This is a genomic window from Pantoea sp. ICBG 828 (assembly GCF_002928355.1).
Lineage (GTDB): Bacteria > Pseudomonadota > Gammaproteobacteria > Enterobacterales > Enterobacteriaceae > Pantoea > Pantoea dispersa.
Genome location: NZ_POWN01000019.1, coordinates 1 through 21,185 on the forward strand (window position 1 = coordinate 1; position 21,185 = coordinate 21,185).

Annotated in this window: 15 protein-coding genes and 6 pseudogenes; 16 read left to right on the forward strand and 5 right to left on the reverse strand. The window is 48.6% G+C overall.

All coding sequences use genetic code 11. The features are described from left to right. The 5 genes and pseudogenes from tnpA to C1Y43_RS23240 form a co-directional block, all read left to right on the forward strand. A partial coding sequence (gene tnpA / locus C1Y43_RS23220; RefSeq protein WP_146068688.1) for an IS66-like element accessory protein TnpA occupies positions 1–550 on the forward strand: 550 nt, incomplete at its 5' end. Further along, positions 547–894 (forward strand): annotated as a pseudogene (gene tnpB, locus C1Y43_RS23225) (IS66 family insertion sequence element accessory protein TnpB). The gene tnpA and the pseudogene tnpB, both read left to right, overlap by 4 nt. A gap of 93 nt (positions 895–987) precedes the next feature. Beyond that, positions 988–2,484 (forward strand): annotated as a pseudogene (locus tag C1Y43_RS23230) (IS66 family transposase). Between the two features lie 675 nt (positions 2,485–3,159). Beyond that, positions 3,160–4,083 (forward strand): IS5 family transposase, encoded by a 924-nt coding sequence (locus C1Y43_RS23235; RefSeq protein ID WP_104094450.1) that lies wholly within the window; start codon positions 3,160–3,162, stop codon positions 4,081–4,083. Between the two features lie 161 nt (positions 4,084–4,244). After that, on the forward strand, positions 4,245–4,550 hold the full coding sequence (locus C1Y43_RS23240) for an FtsX-like permease family protein (RefSeq protein ID WP_158251422.1): 306 nt from the start codon (positions 4,245–4,247) through the stop codon (positions 4,548–4,550). Positions 4,551–4,834: 284 nt separating this feature from the next. On the opposite strand, the gene C1Y43_RS23245 is transcribed toward C1Y43_RS23240, so the two are convergent. After that, positions 4,835–5,635, reverse strand: coding sequence for a DUF1460 domain-containing protein (locus C1Y43_RS23245; protein WP_369974319.1), 801 nt, complete (start codon positions 5,633–5,635; stop codon positions 4,835–4,837). 810 nt (positions 5,636–6,445) lie between these two features. Here C1Y43_RS23245 and C1Y43_RS23250 point away from each other — a divergent pair. The 6 genes from C1Y43_RS23250 to C1Y43_RS23270 all read left to right on the forward strand — a co-directional run bounded on the left by C1Y43_RS23250 (position 6,446) and on the right by C1Y43_RS23270 (position 14,450). Next, positions 6,446–7,300 carry a YadA C-terminal domain-containing protein gene (locus C1Y43_RS23250; protein ID WP_158251421.1) on the forward strand — a complete coding sequence of 285 codons (855 nt, stop codon included), beginning with the start codon at positions 6,446–6,448 and terminating at the stop codon, positions 7,298–7,300. Between the two features lie 289 nt (positions 7,301–7,589). Next, positions 7,590–8,375, forward strand: coding sequence for a fimbrial protein (locus tag C1Y43_RS23765; protein ID WP_146068689.1), 786 nt, complete (start codon positions 7,590–7,592; stop codon positions 8,373–8,375). A 45-nt stretch (positions 8,376–8,420) separates the two neighbouring features. Continuing rightward, on the forward strand, positions 8,421–8,948 hold the full coding sequence (locus C1Y43_RS23255; RefSeq protein WP_158252679.1) for a CS1 type fimbrial major subunit: 528 nt from the start codon (positions 8,421–8,423) through the stop codon (positions 8,946–8,948). A gap of 17 nt (positions 8,949–8,965) precedes the next feature. After that, on the forward strand, positions 8,966–11,701 hold the full coding sequence (locus C1Y43_RS23260; protein ID WP_104094446.1) for a TcfC E-set like domain-containing protein: 2,736 nt from the start codon (positions 8,966–8,968) through the stop codon (positions 11,699–11,701). A 368-nt stretch (positions 11,702–12,069) separates the two neighbouring features. Then, entirely contained in the window at positions 12,070–12,552 is a 483-nt protein-coding gene (locus C1Y43_RS23265) for a hypothetical protein (RefSeq protein WP_146068690.1), read from the forward strand. Beyond that, positions 12,552–14,450, forward strand: coding sequence for an FKBP-type peptidyl-prolyl cis-trans isomerase (locus C1Y43_RS23270; RefSeq protein ID WP_104094444.1), 1,899 nt, complete (start codon positions 12,552–12,554; stop codon positions 14,448–14,450). Before C1Y43_RS23265 ends, C1Y43_RS23270 begins: the two co-directional genes overlap by 1 nt. 257 nt (positions 14,451–14,707) lie before the next feature. On the opposite strand, the gene C1Y43_RS23275 is transcribed toward C1Y43_RS23270, so the two are convergent. Beyond that, complete coding sequence (locus C1Y43_RS23275; protein WP_104094443.1) at positions 14,708–15,586, reverse strand: LysR family transcriptional regulator; 879 nt, start codon at positions 15,584–15,586, stop codon at positions 14,708–14,710. A gap of 630 nt (positions 15,587–16,216) precedes the next feature. Here C1Y43_RS23275 and C1Y43_RS23285 point away from each other — a divergent pair. Continuing rightward, positions 16,217–17,134, forward strand: coding sequence for a LysR family transcriptional regulator (locus tag C1Y43_RS23285; RefSeq protein ID WP_104094441.1), 918 nt, complete (start codon positions 16,217–16,219; stop codon positions 17,132–17,134). Between the two features lie 188 nt (positions 17,135–17,322). On the opposite strand, the gene C1Y43_RS24345 is transcribed toward C1Y43_RS23285, so the two are convergent. Continuing rightward, the gene (locus C1Y43_RS24345; RefSeq protein WP_158251419.1) at positions 17,323–17,505 is read right to left on the reverse strand and encodes a CfaE/CblD family pilus tip adhesin; all 183 of its coding nucleotides are present in this window, start codon (positions 17,503–17,505) and stop codon (positions 17,323–17,325) included. Then, positions 17,466–17,891, reverse strand: a pseudogene (locus tag C1Y43_RS24350) (CfaE/CblD family pilus tip adhesin); the annotation flags it as partial. The pseudogene C1Y43_RS24350 and the gene C1Y43_RS24345, both read right to left, overlap by 40 nt. A gap of 311 nt (positions 17,892–18,202) precedes the next feature. On the opposite strand from C1Y43_RS24350, the gene istA reads away from it, so the two are divergent. Together istA and istB are read left to right on the forward strand one after the other, a co-directional pair. Then, positions 18,203–19,225 (forward strand): IS21-like element ISSen3 family transposase, encoded by a 1,023-nt coding sequence (gene istA, locus C1Y43_RS23295; protein ID WP_104094439.1) that lies wholly within the window; start codon positions 18,203–18,205, stop codon positions 19,223–19,225. Beyond that, positions 19,222–20,004, forward strand: coding sequence for an IS21-like element ISSen3 family helper ATPase IstB (istB, locus tag C1Y43_RS23300; RefSeq protein WP_104094438.1), 783 nt, complete (start codon positions 19,222–19,224; stop codon positions 20,002–20,004). Before istA ends, istB begins: the two co-directional genes overlap by 4 nt. Positions 20,005–20,079: 75 nt before the next feature. Here the strand turns inward: istB and C1Y43_RS23305 are convergent. Further along, positions 20,080–20,526, reverse strand: a pseudogene (locus tag C1Y43_RS23305) (IS5 family transposase); the annotation flags it as partial. A gap of 79 nt (positions 20,527–20,605) precedes the next feature. Between C1Y43_RS23305 and C1Y43_RS23310 the strand changes: the two are divergent. Continuing rightward, positions 20,606–20,904, forward strand: a pseudogene (locus tag C1Y43_RS23310) (Tn3 family transposase); the annotation flags it as partial. A gap of 39 nt (positions 20,905–20,943) precedes the next feature. Further along, positions 20,944–21,087, forward strand: a pseudogene (locus C1Y43_RS23315) (transposase); the annotation flags it as partial. Positions 21,088–21,185 lie beyond the last annotated feature (98 nt).

The following is a 21,185-nucleotide window of genomic DNA, read 5'->3' on the forward strand; positions in this document are numbered from 1 at the left end:
AATTCCAAAAACGACCGTTTGCGATCTTTTTGTTCGCTTCCGGAAAGCAGGGCTTTCATGGCCTTTGCCCTCCGCCATGTCGGAACAAAAACTGGATGAGTGTCTTTACCGCCCTCTCTTCAGCGTACCGCCAGCACCTGTGGTTACCGTTATGACCGCAAAACCGATCGTCAGAAAGCGTATCCGCAGACCAAACTTCCCGCGAGCGTTCAAAATCGCACTGGTCGAGAAATCACTACAGCCAGGCCTTAATGTGGCCCAGCTGGCACGCGAAAACGGCATTAACGATAACCTGCTGTTCAACTGGCGCAGCCTTTATCGGAAAGGCCTGTTGCTTCCACACAACAGTGAGCCGGCACTGCTTCCTGTCATGCTATCCGCCGAACCGGACAGAACCGTCGCCGTTCCGGCCTCCGGACCGGAAAATACGTCAGGTGAAACACTGTGCTGCGAACTGGTTCTTCCTTCCGGTACCGTGAGGCTAAAAGGCACACTGACGCCGGAAATGCTGCAGGTGCTCATCCGTGAAATGAAAGGAGGGAGCCGATGATATCTCCCCCCGCAGGCTCACGCATCTGGCTGGTTGCCGGCGTGACCGACATGCGTAACGGCTTCAACGGTCTGGCATCAAAGGTGCAGAATACGCTTCGTGCTGACCCGTTCAGCGGCCACCTGTTCATCTTCCGTGGTCGCCGCGGCGACATGATAAAGGTGCTGTGGGCGGATCGGGACGGCCTGTGCCTGTTCACCAAACGCCTGGAGCGCGGGCGCTTCGTCTGGCCGGTGACCCGCGACGGAAAAGTCCACCTGACGCCGGCGTAGCTGCCCATGTTGCTGGAAGGCATTAACTGGAAGCACCCGCAGCGGACGGAACGTCCTGGTCTGCGGATATAACCTGCTGTAAAATGGGGGCATGGACACCTCCCCCCTGATGAAAACGCCCGGCTCAGGGCGCTGCTGCAGGAGCAGCAGACCACCATCCGCAAAATGGCGGAGTATAACCGTCTGCTTTCACAGCGGGTGGCGGCGTACGCCAGCGAAATTAATCGACTGAAGGCGCTGGTCGCTAAGCTGCAGCGGATGCAGTTCGGCAAAAGCTCCGAAAAGCTGCGTGAGAAAACGCAGCGCCAGGTGCGCGAGGCGGAGGAGCGCATCGATGCCCTGCAGGAGGAGATGGCAGAGGTGCTGGGCGAGCAGCATGACCCGGTACTGCCACAGCCGCTGCGCCAGTCTTCCGCCCGTAAACCACTCCCCACCGCACTCCAGCGCGAAACCCGCACGCTGTTGCCGGCAGACATCACCTGCCCGGCATGCGGCGGAGAACTCAGCGCACTGGGCTGCGACATGTAAGAGCAGCTGGAGCTCATCAGCAGCACCTTTAAGGTTATCGAAACGCAGCGGCCCAAACTGGCCTGCTGCCGTTGTGACCACATCGTTCAGGCCCCCACGCCTTCAAAGCCCATAGAGCGCAGCTAAGCCGGTCCCGGCCTGCTGGCCCGAATCGTCACCGCGAAGTTCGCAGAGCACACACCACACTACCGGCAGTCAGAAATCTACCGTCGTCAGGGCGTGGAGCTGAGTCGTGCCACGCTGGGGCGCTGGTCGGGTGCGGTCAGCGAACTGCTGGATCCACTGTATGAGCTGCTGCGTCAGTATGTGCTGATGCCGGGCAAGGTGCATACTGACGATATCCCGGTGCCGGTGCAGGAACCGGGCAGCGGCAAAACCAGGACGGCACGGCTGTGGGTGTACGTGCGGGATGACCGCAACGCGGGTTCACAGCTTCCGCCAGCGGTCTGGTTCGTGTACTCACCGGACCGTAAGGGAATGCATCCGCAGCAACACCTTGCCGGGTACAGCGGTATCCTGCAGGCGGATGCTTACGGTGGTTATAATGCCCTGTACGAAGACGGGCGCATCACGGAAGCGGCCTGCATGGCGCACGCACGTCGGAAAATCCACGACGTCCACGTCCGAACCCCGACCGACATCACAACAGAAGCACTGAAGCGAATCGGTGAGCTGTATGCCATCGAGGCGGAGATACGCGGCAGCCCGGCAGATGAAAGGCTGGCGGTCCGGAAAGCGCAGACCGTCCCGCTGATGCAGTCGCTGTACGACTGGATACAGGTTCAGATGAAGATGCTGTCGCGCCACTCTGATACGGCGAAGGCTTTCGCGTACCTGCTGAAGCAGTGGGACGCGCTGAACCTGTACTGCAGCAACGGCTGGGCAGAGATAGACAACAACATCGCGGAGAACGCGCTGCGTGGTGTAGCCCTGGGCCGGAAAAACTGGCTGTTCGCCGGTTCAGACACGGGCGGTGAAAGCGCGGCTGTTCTGTACTCGCTGATCGGCACCTGCCGGCTTAACTGCGTTGAACCCGAGGCGTGGCTGCGTTACGTCATCGGCCATATCCAGGACTGGCCGGTGAACCGGGTCCGCGATCTGCTGCCATGGAAGGTAGACCTTACCTCTGCCTGAACGTCAATACGGTCTAAATGCGACGCTTACCATCCCTCCTCAGAATATTTTTTTATACGGCTTATTTTTTATTACCACTCTGAAATTATAAACGGGCTCGAAGCTTAGGGAACAACAACTTTGTAACACTGAGGAAAGGGGTAAAAGCGGCTATAAATAGTAAAGGTTAGTGAATGTATTGAGTGAATTTAATGTGGTTTAATCGCCGTATAGTCATAAGGGTCTTATCCTGAAAAAAACGCACTTATCGTCAAATAACTCGGGCCGTTATGATTTTCTTTTTCCCAAGCATAAGTAACTATTGATAAGAATTTTTACTAATCAAGCGGTTTGATAAGGCCTGAGCCTTGTGAGCTGGAAACTCTCATGCAAGGTCTCAGATAGGCGTACGGTTGTTAAGATATGCACTATTAGGGGGGCGAGGGCCAATGGAACGAGATCGTGCGTTATTTAGTTAACTTTCTGATATATATAAACATAATAGACATTGAAAACGTGATAAAAACGGTTTTTTAGTGAAAATTGGCATTTAACGGACAGGCTTGTCTATGGTTCCGGGTTAACTCCAGAAAACGCGCTACGGACGGTGAGCCTGGGGCGGCTTTGTTGAATAAATCGAACTTTTGCTGAGCTGAAGGATCAGAGCCCGCATCCCCTGACAACGCAGGCAGTCCCGTGGCTAAGCAAAAATTCAGAATCACCAACTGGCACACCTATAGCAAAGCGCTTATCAACCGCGGCTCCATGACTTTCTGGCTGGACGACGAAGTGATTAAGGCGTGGTATGAGACAGCACCGCCTTCAGCACGCGGAAGACCTCAGCGCTATTCTGACCTTGCCATCACTACCGTTCTGGTGATTAAACGTGTATTCCGGCTGACCCTGCGGGCTGCACAGGGCTTCATTGATTCCATTTTTACCCTGATGGGCGTTCCGCTGCGCTGTCCGGATTACAGCTGTGTCAGCAGGCGGGCAAAGTCGGTCAGTGTCAGTTTTAAAACCGCCACCCGGGGTGAAATCGCGCACCTGGTGATTGATTCCACCGGGCTGAAGGTCTTCGGTGAAGGCGAGTGGAAAGTCAGAAAGCACGGCAAAGAACGCCGCCGTATCTGGCGGAAGCTGCATCTGGCCGTTGACAGCAAAACACATGAAATCATCTGTGCTGACATATCGCTGAACAACGTTACAGACCCAGAGGCCTTCCCCGGGTTAATCCGGCAGACCCACCGTAAAATCAGGTCAGCCGCCGCCGATGGCGCTTACGATACCCGGTTATGTCACGATGAACTGCGCCGTAAGAAAATCAGCGCCCTCATCCCGCCGCGAAAGGGTGCGGGTTACTGGCCCGGTGAATACGCAGACCGCAACCGTGCCGTTGCGAATCAGCGCCTGAGCGGGAGCAATGCACGGTGGAAATGGACAACGGAATACAACCGACGGTCAATAGCGGAAACGGCCATGTATCGGGTAAAACAGCTGTTCGGAGGAAAACTGACACTGCGTGATTACGATGGTCAGGTCGCAGAGGCTCTGGCCATGGTGCGTGCACTGAACAAAAGGACGAAGGCAGGTATGCCGGAAAGCGTGCGTATTGCCTGAATATGCGACCAGCTACAGGGACGCTCGCCCGGAATCTGATTTATTCAACAAAGCCACGGTTACCGTGACGCGATCGGGCCGGACTGGATTTTTGACAACGTGGCCTGCTACGGCGGCTGAACCGGAGGCGGCGGGTTAACCTGCCGGAGAAGAGATGAGAGATGAACCGCACAATTATCTATTTGGCTATGGTTATAGTCATGAGCGTATCGAATTTCATTATTGCTTCTACTTTGGTGATGGCAGTTAAAGACAAAAGCAGCGATATCTCGGTGCTGAAGACACTTGGTGCCGGAGACAAGCTAATCCGTGCAAGCTTTATCTGGTATGGCGTATTCGCGAGTTTTACTGGCAGCGTCTGCGGGATGGTCGCAGGGGTATTGATTTCGCTCAAAACGGCTTCACTTGCGCAAGGAATAGAATTCAGTACGGGCAATAAATTTTTTTCGGGAATGTCTATTTTGTAGACTTTATTCCCTTTGAAGTGCACTGGCGAGACGTTATTTACGTTATGGCTGACGCAATAATTTTGAGTTTAATTGCCAGCTGGTACCCGTCACGTCACGCCACCCAGCTCAATCCAGCGCAAGTACTCAGCGGCAGATAAAAGCGTTAACCAATCGAAAGAAAAGGTTCTTTTCTATTGGTTTAGAGGAAAGTACAGGGGTAAAGCGTGTCCCCTTTCCCCGTTTTACGCTAAGCTCATTACGGAACCGAATTGCAGTATGTAACAATGCGATTCAGTGATTAGTTATTCTGCGCGCAATACAACAATCCCCGGTTTAAGACGCGTATACTCGAGAAACGGTGAATCCACAACTCTTCGGTTAATGGCCAGAGAAGAGGCATTTCTGAGCCACACTTGGCCATTATAACGTATCACAATGCCCACATGAGTGACATCCAGTCCCTCAAGCGTAGAATAGATTCCCACGTAATCTCCGTTTCTGAGGCGATCCAGTACCTGCTGATTAATGGCACGTCCGGGAATATAATTAATTTCTCGTGGATGTATGCCCAGGCCTGAAACGAATTCACCTCCATCTGGCCTGCGGTTGAGCATCTTTTCAGATGTCATATAATTTGCACTAATTTCGGGCGTAATATCACGAGCATTATATGGCTTAATTGCAAACCAGTCAGAGAAGAAGTGTCGGCGACTGAGATAATCAACGTTACCATCGGCGTAACGGACATTCCTGAGATTATATAGAAACGATTTATGGTCGTGGCTCCGGCTAAGGGCTTCAACATAATCCGCAAGAGTGAAGCAGTCCATCCCCCTTAAATTAACAACAAGGGCTTCAGGAGTATCAGGCCCGCCGACTAAGGTTTGAGACTGATAGGGGGTATTTAAGAAGTCAGAGGATACACGACTTATGACAGTCCCGTGGTCTGAGCTTTTAGAAGTGATAACATCAGCTTTTATAATTTCGTTTACCTTTTCTGCCGCAGCGCTGTTCATAATAACCCGATAGCTTTGATTATGATGGGGCGAGCATGCGGACAAGCATAGGGATGTGAGTAATAGTATAACAAAGCAGATTTTCACGGAGCTTCCTTCTCTGGAGGGCCATATGACGAAATGAAAATGAATTTAACTTTTAGAGCTTCTTCATTTACCCTTTTATTCATATGAAAATTTTTATGTAATAAGGGTCGGGTTGAACGAGTGGAATGATTCCGCGGGAAAGGGATAAGCTTTCCTGGCTAAGAGTAAATTATTGTCAGATGGAGTGATTTATCCAAATAAAACCGCACTTGCGTGCGGGAAAACGTGAACACAGGATTGATACAAACACAACACAACACAAACACAACTGGGTAGACTAACAACTTCAGGTGTGAGGCAATAATACCCATCAACACCCTTACGGACAACTGCCTTTATGGAAAATGTGATTTACTCAGAAGGTGGTATAGGAATAATGGCCAGTTAAATACGGCAAAAAGAAATATCATTCATTTTTTGCTTAAGATGATTGCTTATCTTGCTCATTGGATTAAGTTATGCAATGCAGAAGTAAAGAGATGAGGCAGACATGCTTTCTTTTATACGCCAGCTCTGGACATTTGATGTTCAGAATTAATGTCTAATTCAAAAACCATACAGAAAAGTGATTATGGAAGTGATGGTTAGGTGGGTATTATCAATGATATATTCAATTTAATGCTAGAAAAGCACAGGAGGTGAAATTTTTTAAGAATATGTGAAAAAGCCGGTGGTTCCTGATGAATGGTTGCATAATCAGGCTGTAAATTCTGTTTTTCCAAAAAAGACAATGCAGATCTTGCTGATTTTGGATAAAATTTTAGGAAATCCAATTAACGCCAGGTTTGTTACAAAATGATATGCCGCAGGATGCTTTCTTTATCTCTTATTGTATTAATGTCATCAGATATAACTCATTTTGCTTGTGCAGCGACAGTTGATGATGCCATCAATATCGCAAATAATGCGAACAACATAGCGAATAACGCCACTGCTACAGCTATCAATGCTACAAGCACCGCTAATAACGCGAGTACGGTTGCTAATAACGCGAGTACGGTTGCTAATAACGCGAGTACGGTTGCTAATAACGCGAGTACGGTTGCTAATAACGCGAGTACGGTTGCTAATAACGCTAATACCGTTGCTAATAACGCAGCCAAAAGCGCCAGTGATGCCGTAAGTACGGCCTACAGCGCTTCGGCAGATGCCATGAGCGCGGTAAGCACTGCGAAAGGCGCATCCAGTCAGGCAGCATCAGCAGTGAGTACAGCTGATAATGCGAACATAAATGCTGGGAATGCATTGAGCGTTTCGCAGGATGCGCTCAGTTCAGGGAAAATTACGTCCAGCCGTGTAGACGATAATGAACTCAGGTTAAATCAACAGATTACAGCACAAAATCAGAGAAATGGTTATTTTCTGCAACGTTTTAACGAAGTTGATTCCCGATTCAACGGCATTGATCGTCGTATTGATAAACTCGATAAGAAAATGAGTCGTGGCTTCGCATCTCAGTCAGCGCTGTCTGGCTTATTCCAGCCTTACGGGATTGGTAATTTCAATACTTCTCTTTCGCTTGGTGGTTACGAGTCAGATACGGCGCTGGCCATCGGAGGTGGGTATCGTATTAATGAGCGCGTGGCAGTTAAAGCCGGCGTTTCAACCAACACCCAAAACTTCAGAGGTACTGCTTACAACACAGCTATCAATCTGGAATTCTGATTTACAGGTAAAATGGTTTGATAATTAAACAGATATATTAGGTATTCAAAATTCTATCTTAATATCTGTTCCTCACCAGGGTTTCAATTAGCAAAGGCTGCCGACTTGCCGACTTGTCGGCAGTTGTTTTTAGAACAGAAAAAACTTCACAGACTTTATATTTATTTATACGCCGCAAGTTTTTTCAAATATGGATTTTAAAATTTTTTTACTTACTAACTTTAACATAAATCTCAATATTATTATTTCTTTTTAATTTGCAAGTATACTTTGAGGCTGTGCTTCTTACGTGGATATCGCCGCCTCACATTACCTAAATTATGATGTTGGAGGCAGTAGAGTGAAATTTTTGTCGATTTGCAAAGGATTGATAGTTTTTAATGCATTTGCGTTATCCAGCTACGCCAGCGCGGGTATTAGCGTCTACCCGATTGAAGTGAATCTGGGTAGTTCTGGTAATACTAAAATTGAAGTCATGTCGCAGTCCGATAAAGTTTCTTTTGTTAAAATAACTGAAAAAAAAATCATTAACGCAGGTACTCCCCAGGAGAAAGAAGTTGCCGTTGATGGTGTTGATGATGGTGGTTTAATTATTACGCCATTAAAGCTTGCGATCACTCCAGGCTCGAGCCGGATAGTAAGGATGGTAACCTTAAATCCGCCTGAAAAAGAAACTACCTGGCGTGTTTATATTCAGGAAGTATCTGCTGAAGAATTTAACTCAGCAGATGACAATAAACCCCAGAGTAAAGCCAGTGCTGAAGTTGGTGTTAATATTGTATGGGGGGCGCTAGTGCACGTATTGCCCCGGCAGACAGTATTTAGCCTGGGATTTAGCCCTAAGTCTGGTCTTGTTTTCAATAACGGCACCAGTCGTATAAAAATAAAAGAAATTGGCGAGTGCTCTTCGGGGGGGGGGTGTGTATGGAAAGCATCCGGAGCATCAGTTTATCCGGATACGCATGTGAAGATTTTTCCATTTAAATACAAACCAGGATCTTCTTATAAAGTAAGGTTTCTCGGTATCCCAAATGGAGAAAAAAAAGAAATTCCGCTTAATTTGATTAACGGATAGTCATCACCCTTTTAAAGGGTAAATTAGATGTTAAGGAACTACACTATGAAACATAAGTTTAAGCTTATTTTTTTGTCAGCCCTGCTGGCTTCAGCAGCTTCTCAGGCTTACCAGGCGGATATTACGGTACAGGCCACTATCGATCCAACCGCAGGCATTACCCTTGCCAACGGTGATTCTTTAACGGCTAAGCCTGTAGACATGAATTATAACCCGCAAACCGGGCTGGACCCATATAAAGCAGATGTCAAAATCTGGAGCAACTCTGACCGTGATATGAACGTCAGACTCGCAACTACAGCCCAACTCACCGATGCTGCGGGTGCCAACCCTATCCCGCTCTCAGTAATTCTGGGTGATAAGCCATTGGGGCTTACAGATACGCTCTATGAGTATAAGGATCTTTTCCCCTCCGACTCGGTTGCTAATGGTTCCGTTCCGCTTGCTTTAGTCATCAAGCAAGCTTCACAACAGAAAGTAAATGTTACAGGTAAATTTAGCGGAAAAGTCAGCCTGGTTGTTTCACAGGCCACCACTAAAAATAACGCCACCCCTGCCACGCCCGGTGGCTGAATTTTAATAAATCATGTATGAAGGCGGGGATCCCGCCTTCATTTCCTTCACTCTTGGTTATCTGCATAATGAAAGCAAGAAAATCTTGCTGTTACATACTTCTTGGTTGCGTGATTGTTAATTATCAGGCTGCGGCTACTCTTCAGGTGCCGCCGGGATTCGAGTCCTTGGTTAAAGGGCAGGATCAGCAGGTCAGCGTCAGCCTTTATGGTGATGTACTGGGACTATATGAGGCCAGTGTGAGTCTCGAGACCATAAGGTTTCTGGCACCTGACGCGCTTATCAGAGATGTAGAAAGGAAATACGGTCATGATATAGCGCTTACAACGATCCTCTCATCAGGTTTATCGGGACCGTTAAAACGTAACGATGCCCTTTCATGTTCAGTAACTAATGGCGGTGGGTGCGGATATATTAATACAAAAACAATCGCCATTATTTATGATGAAAAAAATGATGAGGTGAATTTATTTCTGCCCGAGCGGTTCACGCCTGAGCAGAAAAAAGAGGATATTTTCTTCCGTAATGCGCCAGAAAGTCATAGTGGCTTTATTCATCAGCAGAATTTGAGTTTTGTAGGCGATAAAGACTATCAGTCTTTATCTCTGCAGGGAAACGGTACGATGGGGCTTGGAGAAAGCTCTTATGCAAACGTGGACTGGAATTATAACGGTCAGCGTTACCGTACTGATAGCAACTCCAGGATAACTGTCAATAATGCTTACATCAGGCATGATATGTGGAAGAAAATTTATCTTCAGGCTGGCCAGATGGATTCCCGGGACATATTCAGCTCTGCGGGAGGGAATATCAATCTGGGCCAACTTCAGACAGGAAAAATTGTCGGCCTTCGAATCGGGTCTACACAGGCATGGTTGAATCGTGAAAAAATGCCGAGTGGCACGCCTTTAACGGTGTTCCTGTCCGGTAACTCCCGTGTAGATGCTTACCGCAGCGACAGATTTCTGGGATCGTTTTATCTCAATACCGGTGTGCAGAAACTGGATACCCGTAACTTCCCTTCCGGCAGTTACACGGTGACGCTGAAAATTTATGAAAACAACCACCTTATCAGGACGCAGGATGTTCCTTTTAGCAGCCTAGGTTTTTCTGAGGAAAACTCATTCCAGTGGTTTATACAGGCCGGCAAACTTTCGGCAGATACCGGTATCAGAACGAATGATAACCGGCAGGTTATTGTGGGTGGTGCCCGGATCCCGCTAACGAAAAGCCTGTCGCTCACTGCCGGCGCAACGGTACTTAACAACGTTAATTATGTTCAGGGAGCGCTGGACTGGAGTCATGGATTCGACAGTGGCCCTCTGGATGGGACTCTGGCTGCGCGGGTCAGCTATCTGCATGGCAGTGACGGATCGTCCGGCAATATACAGCAGGTAAGCTATAACGATGGTTTTTCACTCAGCTACTATCGTTCGGCGATGTCGTCACCGGGATGTAACACTCAATCTGACCACCGATACAGCAGTAGCGGTTGTTATGTCAGCAGTAATATCTTGCTGGCCGTTCCGGTCTATGGCTGGAATGCTACTCTGGGATACGTGGACAGCTTTAATGAGGGACATTACGCTTACCGCAGTCAGCTTCAGAATACGGATCCAGGATTCGGTGATGGCGCACCCTGGGAGTCCGTTTATATGACCCGTTCCCGAAGCCGGGCATGGCAGACCGGCCTCAGCAAAGTTTTCAACTGGAACGGGTATACAATTGGAACCAGTCTGAACGCCTTCTTACGCAGAGATACCAGCTATGAAAAATCAGACAGAGGGGGTTACATCTCCTTCACTGTTTCTCACGCAAGCGACACATCCAGCACTTCGTTAAATACTAGCTTGAACAGCAGCCGTAACGGCGAACGGAAACTGGGTTATGGTGCCAGTTATAGTCGCTTCAGTAGCGCTGCTGGTGACGATGAGATGGGGGCGTCAGTAAACGGCATTAACACCGACAGTATTGATGCGCTGGCTTACCGCCGCATGGGGGGGCAATATGGCAATGGTTCACTGACCGTCAGTGATGCCTATGATCAGCGAAGAAGTATTCATTCTCCGGGCATCAGCGGCAGCTACAGTTCATCATTTGCCATTGACCGGCAGGGTTTCTTCTGGGGACGATGGGGTGATGGCATGCCTGCTTCTGCCGTAACCTTCGGGATTGAATCAGAAGACGACGATAAATTATCGCGCGCAAAAGTTAGCGTCAGCTCCGGTGGTCAGGCGGATATACGTGGAAACAGTCGGGCATTCTTCACCGTTCCAGGCTATCAGCAGACGACTGTCAATATAAGTGAATCCTCAGAAACAGAACATGGCGCCAGCAGCGAGATCAGTAAAGGTGCGGGTTCTAAAACCCTGTTTATGATGCCAGGGAAAATTGTTAACAATAACGTCAGCGTAGTCAGCCGCTATACGTGGCTTGGCAGAATGGTGGACGCCGCCAATCAACCACTCGATGACGTTATCCCCTTAAACGTGATGTCATGGAGTCCCCTAGGTAAAGGCGGTTTCTCACTGGAAAGTACGCATCCCCTCAAAACACTTTACGTCATGAGAGGGGATGAGTATCTGCAGTGTCCCGTCACAGTAAAAGAGCAGCGTGATGTTGTGAGCTGGGTAGGTAACGTTAAATGTAGAAATATTTCATTTGCCAGCCTCCCGACAGCTGAAAGGAAACAGGCGCAGTTGATGACGGCAGGTATCAGAAAAGAAAATAATGAAACAGCTTCAGTGAACTGATGACAGTACCGTCCCCGGCAGTAATAGAAAAATTCAGACACAGTTTCAATCGTTGCAGGTTTTCAGCTTTGACAATCAGAAAATCTGATTCGGCTGAGATCTTAAACAGACCTCATTGGTACCTGTATTTGAGGTCAGTGACGAACTGGAATAGCAGTGCAAGTGTTCACAAAATCGCTCTCCTGATTAAAAGCTTAAGTTAAGAAATTTTCCGCATAAGCTTTTAACTTCGGGGGGGGGGGAGGCGATCATACGATACTTTCTTTAAAGATTTATCGACTGATTATTAATTTAAATATTGCGGGAATGTCTGTTCCTGTCATTACCACTTTCCTTTCTGATTTATCTTCGCTGAGGGTAACAATAAAATGAGAAAATCCATATTTTCTAATGCAGGTGCTCAGTTATGCCATTATATTCCACCTGTGCTAGGCATAATTTTAATGGCCCTGACGCTGACAGGGTGTATGGCCTTCCGGCACGAATCCGCTCGTGATCACAGCACGCCAGCGGACTCTGCAACTCAGACCAGCAATACGAAAACCGACAGTGAAAGCACTAAGTCCGCTCACCTGCGTGATAAAGCGGGGCTTGAGGATGCCATGCTTAAACGTTGTGAAAGCGAATTACAGGCACTTAAGGTAGTGAGTCCGGATGATTACCACCGCCAGACAATTCTATTTGCTAAGTTAATGACCACGGCCAGCCAGTATGGCAATGTACGATCTCAGGCTGATCCGTTAACCGTCGCGGCCGTTGATGCACTTTACCAATATCGTACGTCCAGATTATGCGCAGATATTTCTTGGCGCTTACTCAACGCGCTGTCCGATAAGGGCGAGGATCGCTAGTGAAACAATTTAACAGGAGCCTTTTACTTAGCAGGCCAGCACTGGTCGTGACACTGTTAATACCTGCGACGGGCGTGCTGGCTGACAGACCGCCTCAGGTGCTGTTATTTGCTCAGCAGTGGCTTGATGCGCATTACGCCACTGCTGAGCAGCAAGAGCAACCGGCGAAACATACCGCCCCGGTAAACATTCCCACGCCCCCCCAGCAAAAGCGGAGTGGAAAAATTTCACCGCATCTGAGCTGCCATGCCGATAAGCCAGATTTGTCGAACGTGAATCCGGTTAAAGCACAATCTACTGCAGAAGATTGTGCCGCGATTGCCAGTGAAAGGGACAGTCTGAAAAAGAGACTGGTTGAGATACTGATGCATCCGCACCCCCCGCAACAGGAGCCTGCATCTCCGGCAGAAAGCACCATCGATTCTCAGTTGAGGGAGGATCTTAAAAAGTCTGGTCTGGCCAATGAGCTATTAGAAAAGCGATACAACGCCCTGAAGAATCTGGTTGATGATGTGCGGGCTGAAGCCGCACGCGCACGAACAGAGGCCGGGATAGTGCGTAAAGAAAACGGCAGTCTCAGAGTGGAAAACAAAGTAAAAGCTCTTCAGGCAGATATAGCAAATGCTGAGCTGACAGCGCTGCGTAATTCATCAGCTGCCCACAGCCTATCTCCGGAAAGGCAGCCTGTGGCTGAAAACGGAAAGAAGGGTGCCTCTGAGGAAAGGAGCGAACCCGGTATGACTGCTCAGAGGAGCTCTGAGGCGGGGGGGGACTTAGTCGCAAATGACAAAGCCGTTCTACACGATGAAAAGAAAGGGAGTTATCCCGCCAGCCCACTTATCAAGACCGCGCATCCTGGTCTGATAAATGACCTTCAGGATAATGACAAGCAGGAAGCGCCTGACGGGGACTATGCGGCCGGCGCAGCACTCGGTCTGGAAGCACTGAACGCCATTAACATGAACAGGATGCTGGGCGTACAAACGCACATGGCGTCATTTTATAATGGCGTGACTGATGCCTTAAAAAACAATATCAGGTTTACTTCTGAAGCGCTTCTCAGTGCTCAGACCAGCCTTGGCAAAAAAGTGCAGTCAGCACGTGAGGACATGATAAAGATGCAGGCGGAAGCCGGAAAAAAAGCGCTGGATGCCTTTCGCCGGAATGCCGGGGTGAAAAAGGATGCCCAGGGATACTGGTTTAAAATTGATTCCTCCGACAGGCAGCAACTGAATCCCGACCTAGACATCAGGGTAAAAGTCATCACCAGCCTCGCGGGAGGCGGGGTTATTGAAGATGAAAACATGGTGCGAAAAGAACTGGCAGAGTTTCCATCTTTATTTCGTAACGTTATAGCCCGACTGGGCCGGCATGGAACTGCAACCTTTTTTGTTCCACCTGAACTTGCATACGGTGATGACGGTTTAGTGCCTAACATTCCGCCCGGAGCCAGCCTGATTTACCGTGTGACAGTGGATCAGGACAACGATGCTGAAGCCAGGAGCGATAAAAACATAACAACTGAAGGTGAAAAATTTCTTCAATCGTTTCTGCAGCGGAAGGATGTTAAAAAAGATAATCATGGGTTCTGGTATGAGATAATGAATCAGGGAACGGGAGAAAAACTGGGTCCTGATAGCGCAATCACTACCGTGATGCGGGAAAGCATCGCAGGAGGCCAGGTAATAAATGACATGGTAGCCGACAAACAGGCGATTACCCTGAAACTGAAACAATATCCTGTCTTATTTCAGCATGCGCTGCGTTTCATTAAAAATGAAGGCGCGCTGCGTTTGGTCGTTCCGGCACGGCTTGCCTATGGAAAAGATCAGCTTCCGCCAGGAATCCCCCCTGATGGAATCATGATCTACGATATTCGTATTTTAGGAGTAAAATAAAAATCACGTGCAAGGTAACCCGATGATATTATGGATAAATAAGAGTATTAAGGGGTTATCTTGTCTGAAAAAATTTAAAGAGCACGAGCCTGAGGGACTGACCGCTTTATCCCGGCCTGAACCCTCAACAGGCATCTGATGCAACAAAAAATGGATTTATGAAAGATTTTAAAATATTTTTTGCGCAGGGTTTTGACATTGATGTTACTGAAAAATCGCTCAGTAATAGACCATAAAATATCCCCCTTTAATGACTCTTAATTCAGGATGAAATCAGAAAACTTTGACTCCAGAAAATCAAGGAAATTACTGAACTCATCATTATAATATTTTCTGTTCTTCCAGATTAAATAATACTGTCGGCTTTTTGCCGACCATTCGGGCATGATTTCATGTATCAGCCCCTGGTCCTCATATTTTTTTGAAAGATAAGAGGGGAGACCGACTATGATGATATCTTTCGCTCCTGAAAGGCTGATAATCTGAGAAATATCATCTGTTATCATTACAGGCGATAACCTGGCTTCTTCACCATTCTGTTGGTTAAAAATTAAGGGTTGCTCTTCCTCATCTTCTGAGTAAAAGATAACCTTCGATGAATCAAGGGATAGCTGAGAAACATCGCCTGAATATCCTGAGCTTGCAAATATCTTTCTTTTTACTGGTTCAAGTTTCCTGTGAATTGCCAGAGGCCATGATGACTTGACCGGACTAATGACCAGATCATTGATGTTCAGAGGCTGACTTCGGACAGAAAGGGTTGATTTGTATTTCACCCGGGCCTCAGTCGAAGCGCTGGCGTAATCGTATACCCAGTCTATAAATGGAATTGTCCTGATGGACTTTTCAACCTGAACATTCAGCCATAATACTTTTGAACCCCGTATATCATCAATGAAGGAAGAGAAGGCATTAGTAATTTCCTTTGATTTAATGTAAGCCTCTTTCCCTAATGGTGAAAGACGCACGCCGCGCGTGTTTCTTTCAAAGAGTGTGGTCTGTAAATGATCTTCAAGTCGAGCGAGCCTCTTGCTGACGGACGAAATACTGAGACCCATTATTGCTGCGGTCTGAGAGAGACTTCCGGTCTCAGCTACATTGATGAAGATACAAAAATCTTTCAGATAAAATCGCATTAACTAATGTCTCCTTAGACGATGTATGAAGAACATTTTATTGATTAATATGATCATATCAATTTGCAGAAGCAACAAACAGATTTTCCGATTAGGAAAATAAATGATTATATTAAATACAATGACGAAATGTGCTAAACAAATCGATTGTCAGATATTTCGTTGATTTTACGATTTATACCGTGTTTTTTTAGTATAACGCGCGACGCCAGTGTCTGCTGGTACTTGCCAGTATTTTGAGTGAACCACTGCTTTAAAGCGCTAAGGGATGTGCTTGCGGTTTTATTTTTCAGGTTTCTAAGGTGCGTGATTATTCTGCAGTGCGAATAGCCTGTCATTTCGCTGATTCTCTCAATTCCATCGCCCCTATATACATACCATAGTACTATGATTTCGGGATTGTTGATTCTCATTCTCATCTCGTGCCTTGTTAATTAAATCATTATGGTATAACAATCAACTCCTCCGGAGGTTTTCATTTTAAAACAAAGCGATTTTCTTTTCGTTTTTTTCAGTGAACCACATAAAAGATACGAGAGCAGTAGAAAATGTGGTGCGTATTAAAAAACTACTTCACTATTTCCATGCTACAATTAGTAAAAGCGCTAAACGATATCCGGAAAAGAAACAATGAGAACTAGTGGAAAACTTAATGAATGGAAGGTTTTTGTGAAGGTTGTAGAAACGGGCAGTTTTTCGGTGGCTGCCCGGCAACTGAACATAAGCGTATCCTCGGTCAGTAAGCAAATATCGAGGCTCGAAGAGGGAGTAAATGCCCATTTGCTTAACCGTGACACCCGTAATATTGAGCTCACCGAGGCCGGAATGATGGCCTACGATAAGGCCAAGGTTATCATTGAAATGATGACTGATCTCGTCCACAATCTGAGGAATCCCTCGGGTGTTATTGAGGGGGCAATCCGGCTCACTGCGCCTGCCATGGTTTGTGAATTTCTGGCTAATCACTGGCTGGATGAATACGCTGAAAAGCATGAAGGTGCAATAGTTTTCCTTGAATCCCGAGAGAGTAGTCAGTTTACAAAGAAATCATCGGCATTCGACCATCTTGTTTTAAAAAGCGGGCTGATTGAAAGCGAAGACTTAATTCATCGTGAGTTAAGCCCCCTGAAACTCTCGCTCTGCGCGACTAAAGAGTATGTCAGGCGGCATGGCAATCCTGAACATCCCCGTGACCTTCTTAAACACCGTTTTTTTCATCTTTATCATCATGGATTGTCCGGGACGCTGACGCTGGTAAAAGAAGGCGAGACCTTTTCATTTGATAAAACCAGTCACTCCGGTTTTTTAACTGACAGCCTTCTTGGAACGTTTAACCTGATGCTTCAGGAGAGAGGAATATCACTCATCTCATCAGGTTTTCTCTCCCGTAATAGGCAGGCATTTCCTCAGGTTTTAACGGTGCTGGATGACTGGACGATCCCACCTGTACCCGTTTATCTGGTATGGCGTCAGAGAAAGTTTTACTCGCCCCTTTTCAAAGATTTCATCAATTTTATAACTGAGAAGTGGAACAACCGGGATCTGTGATTATTAAGGAATTTGTCCCGCGCTTCTCAGCAATTTTTTGCTCAGCTGGCGTATTGTCACAGTCCGGATTATCTGAGAGACAAAGCCATATTCTTTTGTGACGCGCGCAGCTCTTACAATCTGTGAATTCAGGATCTCCCGCTTTCGTTCACACCCTAATCTATAACGACAGAAATCGTGGATTCTGATCATCCTGACGTGGTCGGGACATAGGGCACCCTCAGCGTACCCGTATAATGTCCGGCCGCTTTGTCAGCAAGAATGAAGAAGGGTGTTTTCTGCGTGATGGGCGCATAAACGCACCACTGATAACCGGAAACATCCGGAATGATTATCTGCCGTCGGTTAAATTCGCCAGCGGCCCACCCCACCCCACCCAGCCAATCCGCGAGCCGTTTGTGATGTTTTCGGCTCGACCGCTTAATGGGTTCAGTACCTGAACGGTGTAGTCGATACGATTCTGGGCCTTTTCCACGCTCCCCCCGTCCCGGTAGACGGAAAAGCCACCGGACTTACGCCCTGGCGCGGATTTATTTTCACCACTGAACGTTATGGCGATATTGTTAGCTGTGATGCCGCCATCGTAGAGGCACATATCCAGGTTTGCGGTGCCGCTGGCGGTCGAGTCACTACCTGCAGGCCGGTTACTGAGGTTCAGATCTACGTGTGGCGCCCCGCCCGGAAAGGCCGGAAAGAAGATGGTCTGGGATCCCGTATCTGTGACACGCAATGTGATATCGGCCGTCCAAGTCCTTAAGAAGACTGAAGGGCACCCATTGCATCAGGTTTTGCTTAAGTGTGGCCTTCAAGATACCGGAAGATAATTCAGATAGTGCAGATTGTGGGATGTAATAATAAAATTTAACGTCATAGGACGTATTTGAATCAACATACTTTGAGTTAGATGTAGCAGCATATGGTTGAAACTTTGTTGTGCCTGTAGTTGAATTAGTGATGTAGGTATAGCTCTTTTATCAAATGTTGTTACCAACGGTGCAAAACTGATCCACCCCAGCGGTTGAAAATTGATCCAGGGGTTAATCTGCTCCTCTGAATACAGGGGAGCTTATGATCACTTTTGAGATTCGTATGGAAATTAAAGTCCTGCACAAGCGGGGAATGAGTATCCGGGCCATTGCCAGGGAGCTGGGTATTTCGCGCAATACTGTCCGCAGCCACCTGAAAGCCAAATCTGAAAAGCCGCAGTATTCACCACGCCCGGCACCATCGTCACTGCTCGATGAATACCGTGATTACATCTCTAAGCGGATCAGCGATGCGCATCCCTACAAAATCCCGGCGACCGTTATTGCCAGGGAAATCATGGAGCTGGGCTATCGTGGAGGGCTTACTATCCTGAGAGAGTTCATCCGCAAACAGACCCTGCCAGCACAGGAAGAACCGGTCGTTCGCTTCGAAACCGAGCCCGGACGGCAGATGCAGGTTGACTGGGGGACCATGCGAAACGGCAAGTCCCCCCTGCATGTGTTCGTCGCTGTTCTGGGATACAGCAGAATGCTTTACATCGAGTTCACTGACAACATGCGCTACGACACGCTGGAAGCCTGTCACCGCAATGCGTTCAGCTTCTTCGGTGGTGTACCGGAGGAAGTCCTGTACGACAATATGAAAACGGTGGTGCTACAGCGTGATGCTTACCAGACCGGGCAGCATCGGTTCCATCCTTCCCTGTGGCAGTTCGGCAAAGAGATGGGCTTCTCTCCCCGCCTGTGCCGTCCCTTCAGGGCGCAGACTAAAGGCAAGGTGGAGCGGATGGTGCAGTACACCCGAAACAGCTTCTATATCCCGTTAATGACGCGCCTGCGTCCGATGGGGATCTCCGTCGATGTTGAAACCGCAAACCGTTACGGCCTGCGCGGGCTGTACGATGTGGCCAACCAGCGGAAGCATGAAACTATCCAGTCCCGCCCCTGCGATCGCTGGGTGGAGGAACAGCAATCCATGCTGGCACTGCCACCGGAGAAAAAGCAGTATGACGTGCAGGTTGATGAAAGCCTGATGACCTTCGACAGGCAGCCACTGCATCACCCACTCTCCATCTATGATACGTTCTGCAGAGGAGCCGCATGATGGTTGAACTGCAACATCAACGGCTGATGGTGCTTGCCGAACAGCTGCAGCCGGACAGTCTTATCGGCGCAGCGCCGGCGCTGTCGCAACAGGCGGTGGATCAGGAATGGAGCTACATGGACTTCCTGGAGCACCTGTTACATGAGGAGAAACTGGCCCGGCATCAGCGTAAACAGGCGATGTACACACGGATGGCAGCCTTCCCGGCGGTGAAGACGTTCGAGGAGTACGACTTCACCTTCGCCACCGGCGCTCCTCAGAAGCAAATCCAGTCGCTGCGCTCCCTGAGCTTCATCGAACGTAACGAAAACATCGTGTTACTGGGCCCCTCGGGCGTGGGAAAAACACATCTGGCGATAGCCATGGGCTACGAAGCAGTACGGGCGGGCATCAAGGTTCGCTTCACAACAGCAGCGGACCTGCTGTTACAGCTGTCGACTTCCCAGCGTCAGGGGCGTTACAAAACGACACTCAATCGCGGTGTCATGGCCCCGAAGCTGCTTATCATCGATGAAATAGGTTATCTGCCGTTCAGTCAGGAGGAAGCCAAGCTGTTCTTCCAGGTCATAGCCAAACGTTACGAGAAGAGCGCGATGATCCTGACCTCCAATCTGCCGTTCGGGCAGTGGGACCAGACGTTCGCAGGTGATGCGGCCCTGACATCGGCGATGCTGGATCGGATCTTACATCACTCACACGTAGTCCAGATAAAAGGAGAGAGCTATCGACTGAAGCCGAAACGAAAGGCCGGGATTATAGCGGAAGCTAATCCTGAGTAAACAAGGTGGATCAATATTAAACCGTTGGTGGTGACGGTTAGTGGATCACTTTTTACCCGTTGTTGACACCTGGCGCAGCTTCCGCCAGACACGGCGCTTTTCCTTACCGTGTTTTTTCACCTTCCACTCACCCTCACCGAAAACTTTTAAGCCGGTGGAGTCGATAACCAGGTGGGCAATTTCACCGCGTGTGGGGCTTTTGAAAGGGATGCTGACGGACTTAGCCCGCCTGCTGACCCAGGAATAATCCGGGCAACGGAGCGGGAGCTTCATCAGGATAAAAATGGAATCGATGAATCCCTGCACAGCGCGCAGCGTGAGGCGAAAGACGCGTTTGAGCATCAGAACGGTGGAAATGGCCAGCTCGGAATAACGTTGCGGACGACCACGTGAAGAGGTTTTGGGTTCGTCATACCAGGCCTGAATGGCCGACTCATCAAGCCAGAATGTCAGTGAGCCCCGATTGACGAGGGCTTTGTTGTAGACGTTCCAGTTGGTGATTTTGAACGTTTGTTTTGCCACGGGATACCGCTACAGGATCGAGAATGTGGTGATCTGATCCTGATTACGGCAAAAAGTTCGATTTATTCAACAAAGCTACCGGCAGGGAGAAATCAGGGGCAGGAAGCCGGAAAATCAGAGCTATCGCGCCAGTGGACTGACGCTCCTGATGGCTGCGATCTCGCTGTGGAATACTGTGTATATGGAAAGGGCGATCGATGCCCTGAAGCGTAAGGGACTAAAGATCAACGAACAACTACTGTCGCATTTGTCGCCGTTAGGCTGGGAGCACATCAATCTGACAGGCGATTATATCTGGAAAAGCAACCGGATACCGGCTTCCGGTAAGTTTCGTCGGCTGAGGCCCGCTAAAGTAGAAAGGTCAAAAAACAACCTTAACGTACAATAATTTTCGATAACCAAAGTGCCCCCTAAAAACGCCGCCCGGGCTGGCCTCTGGAGTTCAAAATCCGCATGGCGGAGCTGAGCCAGCAGCCGGGTGCCTGTGTGGCAGAACTGGCTCGGGAACACGGCGTTAACGACAACTTGGTATTTAACTGGCGCAACCTGCACGGTTATGGCCTGCCAGACTCCGCCATGCGCTGCAGGTGATACCCGTTCCGGTCAGATTATGCGAATTACTGCCATGAAAAGCCAACCTGCCGCCCGCCATGGTGTGA

Coding starts and splice junctions, on each gene's coding strand:
- C1Y43_RS23260 (WP_104094446.1), top strand. CDS start 8,966: ATGAAGGCGGGGATCCCGCCTTCATTTCCTTCACTCTTGGTTATCTGC.
- istA (WP_104094439.1), top strand. CDS start 18,203: ATGATCACTTTTGAGATTCGTATGGAAATTAAAGTCCTGCACAAGCGG.
- C1Y43_RS23275 (WP_104094443.1), bottom strand. CDS start 15,586: ATGCGATTTTATCTGAAAGATTTTTGTATCTTCATCAATGTAGCTGAG.
- C1Y43_RS23285 (WP_104094441.1), top strand. CDS start 16,217: ATGAGAACTAGTGGAAAACTTAATGAATGGAAGGTTTTTGTGAAGGTT.
- C1Y43_RS23255 (WP_158252679.1), top strand. CDS start 8,421: ATGAAACATAAGTTTAAGCTTATTTTTTTGTCAGCCCTGCTGGCTTCA.
- C1Y43_RS23250 (WP_158251421.1), top strand. CDS start 6,446: ATGCTTTCTTTATCTCTTATTGTATTAATGTCATCAGATATAACTCAT.
- istB (WP_104094438.1), top strand. CDS start 19,222: ATGATGGTTGAACTGCAACATCAACGGCTGATGGTGCTTGCCGAACAG.
- C1Y43_RS23240 (WP_158251422.1), top strand. CDS start 4,245: ATGAACCGCACAATTATCTATTTGGCTATGGTTATAGTCATGAGCGTA.
- C1Y43_RS23265 (WP_146068690.1), top strand. CDS start 12,070: ATGAGAAAATCCATATTTTCTAATGCAGGTGCTCAGTTATGCCATTAT.